The sequence below is a fragment of the Methylophaga sp. UBA4204 genome, assembly GCF_002379485.1.
GTDB lineage: Bacteria > Pseudomonadota > Gammaproteobacteria > Nitrosococcales > Methylophagaceae > Methylophaga.
In genome coordinates this window covers 45147-48532 of record NZ_DFTU01000108.1, presented here as the reverse complement: position 1 = coordinate 48532, position 3386 = coordinate 45147, and the positions used below count along the sequence as shown (strand labels likewise).

Below are 3386 nucleotides of genomic sequence, written 5' to 3'. Positions count from 1 at the left end.
GCCAGACTTTCACCATAGGTTCTGCCTAAATCTTCAATGGTGCTGACCAGAGAAGTTTCTGCTTTATGCTGACTGATGGGATCCAGACTGGTGAAAATCTTTAGCCCCTCTGAGCCAAGATCTTCATCTTTATATTCTCGGCGTAATTGCCGTTTTACTAAATCAATATAGGCCGGATAAGCCTCTTTCATCGAACTACCAGCCGGAACCACATCCAGCTCAGCCGTTGAGGCCAGCATGTATTCTTCGTCAGTGATTGAACCTTGCTGATGCAAAACACTCAGCACCAGATTCCGCCTGGCTTTGGCACGCTCAGGATTACGTCGTGGATCGTAATAGGATGGTCCTTTTACCAGACCGGCCAATAACGCCAATTGATGTAATTTGAGCTCCTGTATTGGCTGGGCAAAATAATGTGCCGCACCAAGTCCAAAGCCATGGATGGCACGATTGCCGGATTGACCCAGGTAGACCTCATTCAAATAGGCTTCGAGAATTTCGTCTTTGCTGTAATGAAATTCGAGGAGCATCGCCATTGGCAATTCCAGCATTTTGCGTAGCAAAGTACGATCGGCTGTCAGATAAAAGTTCTTAATTAATTGCTGGGTTAAGGTGCTACCACCCTGCACAAATGCCCCTGCACGAATATTGGCTAATGTTGCACGCGCAATACCTTTAGGTGAAATACCAAAATGATCATAAAAATCCCGATCTTCAATCGCGATTAATGCATCAATAAACGGCTGCGGCGCTTCTTCAAGCTGAATTAAATCTCTATCTTCATTATTGAGTGGATAAATACCGCCGATTAAGGCGGGTTCAAGCCGGATTAATGTTAGTGACTGCTGATCTGCTGAACGGATCTGACTTAAGCTGTCACCACTGAACTCTAAAATAAGTTGCCTGGCTGGTTCAAGTTCGTCAGGGAAGTGAAAACCTCGAGTCGACAACGTTGCCCGTGAAGCAGAAAAAGCGACTTCCCCTGGTGCGCTGACCTTATCAACAAACTGATAGCCCAACGCTTTAAGTTCTATTTTCAAATCGTTGAGTGACACTGGTGCGCCAACATATAACTCCAGTGGTCTGGCAAAGACTTTAGCGGGTAAAGCCCAACGTTTCCCCTCAAACTGACTGCGGATTTGCTGATCCAGATACAGTGTTGCCCCCCCTAGCAAAAGCAGAATAATAAACAGCAGCTTGAACAGTGTGCCTTTAGAAATTAAGGCTCTACGTTTTTTTTTAGAGCGAGGATTACGCCGCTGCTGGGATGGAGGGGGATTTTTTTTACTTACCATAACCTGAGGAGTGAGAGTAGAAAGAATGGCAGTCGAAACGTGTCAGGCAAACCATAAAGACTTTAGTTTGGCTGCAATATCGTCAATGTGCCGCTTATATTAGCAAAGTCTTTCAATAGTTACTTCTGTAATCATTATTTATGACTATGAAAGCGAAAAGTTGCTGACAATTCTGCTTGCTTCTATACTTCGGCAAAACTCATTAAAACAGACAAGGAGGTCTAACGTGTCAGAGTTACGTTATGACGTGATGCTTAGTGGACAATTATTGGATGGATTCAATATTGAGGAAGTGATACATAATCTAGCGAGATTACTTGCCTTAACAGAAAATGCTGTTAGCGAACTGTTCCAGCAGAAACATGCGATTGTGTTGAAGGGGGTGGGTTACGAGCAGGCTCAGCGACAACAGGAAGAGTTGCAGAGTGCCGGTGCCGAATCCTATTTGATAAGGCATGATAAAAAAGAACCACGACTGCCGGCTATGGAGCAGGCTGCAAAAAATGATGGTTTGGCTCCAACGCAGGATGTTGAGATAGCAGCTGAAGTTGAGCCTCGACAAAGGGCATTTTTTTTCAGTGGTCAAGGTGCTGAATATTTCCGGATTTGGATAGTTAATATCGTGCTCACGATTATGACTTTGGGCATATATTCAGCCTGGGCCAAAGTCCGTAATAAACAGTACTTCTATGCAAATACTCAGCTGGATGGAGCAAGCTTTAGCTATCAAGCCGTTCCGTTGCAGATTCTCAAAGGGCGACTGATAGCCTTTGCTTTTTTTGTGTTCTATATTGTTACCACTTCACTTTTCCCGGCTACAGGCGTGATATTTGGTCTACTGTTCATCGTGTTATTTCCCTGGCTGGTGGTAAAATCACTGACATTCAATGCTTTTTATAGTGAATATCGCAATGTGCGGTTTGGATTTGATGGCCAATATAGTGAAGCCTTCAAGGTTTATATTCTCTGGCCGATTCTCGGTTTAGTGACTTTTTCTCTGCTGATGCCTTATGCCATTTATAAACAGCAGTGTTTTCTGGTGAGAAATATGCGCTATGGTGATACGGCATTTGAGTTCGAACCTCAAGCCAGTGCCTACTATAAAATTGCTTTGGCGATGGTTGGCATCGTTCTTATGACGTCCTTTGGGGTATTTCTGCTGGTAACGCTTTTAAACCGGGAAGCCGTGGGGATTCTGACGATGCTGTTAAGCGTGATGATGTATCTCACGTTGTTTGTATTTTTTACCGTAAAGACGACAAATTTACGTTTTAACCATGCCACACTCTCTTCTCATGCTTTTTCTGCCAACTACACCACAGCGTCTTATATGTGGTTGGTTTTGAGTAATACTGTGGCGATTGTGCTCACTTTAGGCTTGTTTATTCCATGGGCAAAAGTTCGGGTAGCTGCGTATAAAGCGATACACACTAAAATGCTGGTGGCAGGCGATTTGAATCAGTTTTCAAATGATGTCAGTCAGCGTGTGGGACCATTGGGGGAAGGTGTCAGTGATGTGTTTGATATGGATGTCGGTTTTTAATAATGCAACCGCTTTGGCAGCGTGTACGGATCGATGGCTTCTGGTATGAAGAAGGTGTTTCCAGACAGCGCGCTGCATTTTTACGGCATATTTCCGAGCAGGATATTGAAGTTGTAGACCGGTCGGATGGCACTCAGTTGGCTTGCTGTTCACTGAATGAGCTGAAAATTTCCTCACGTTTGGGTAACACTAGCCGACAATTGTATTTTCAGCAAGGTCAGAAATTTGAAAGTCTGGATAATGAGACCATCGATCAGCTGCTTATTGTCAAAGGTCATGGCTTTTCCCGACTCATTCATCTGCTTGAAAGTCGCTGGCAACTGGTTTTCTTTGCGCTGATACTGTTTGTCGGGTTTGGCTACGTCATGATGCAATATGGTGTGCCAGCTGCAGCAAAAAAAATGGCTTTTTGGTTACCCTCAACTATTTCTGATAAGGCGGCAAGTCATACACTTCGGTTGCTGGATGAGACGGTTTTGTCTCCCTCAGAACTGCCTCAACAGCAACGAGACATACTTTTAGCAAAGTTTCAGTCGTTTAGTGAGCAA

Annotated in this window: 3 protein-coding genes; 2 read left to right on the top strand and 1 reads right to left on the bottom strand. The window is 44.2% G+C overall.

The genetic code is table 11. The annotated features are described in order from the left end of the window. The coding region (locus tag B3182_RS15860) for a transglycosylase domain-containing protein (protein ID WP_292753481.1) at positions 1 to 1295 on the bottom strand (1295 nt) is incomplete at its 3' end. Between the two features lie 226 nt (positions 1296 to 1521). Here B3182_RS15860 and B3182_RS15855 point away from each other — a divergent pair. Next, a complete protein-coding gene (locus B3182_RS15855) occupies positions 1522 to 2838 on the top strand; it encodes a YjgN family protein (protein WP_292354562.1) in 1317 nt (438 codons plus the stop codon). Between the two features lie 2 nt (positions 2839 to 2840). Continuing rightward, a partial coding sequence (locus B3182_RS15850) for a DUF7092 domain-containing protein (protein WP_292753479.1) occupies positions 2841 to 3386 on the top strand: 546 nt, incomplete at its 3' end.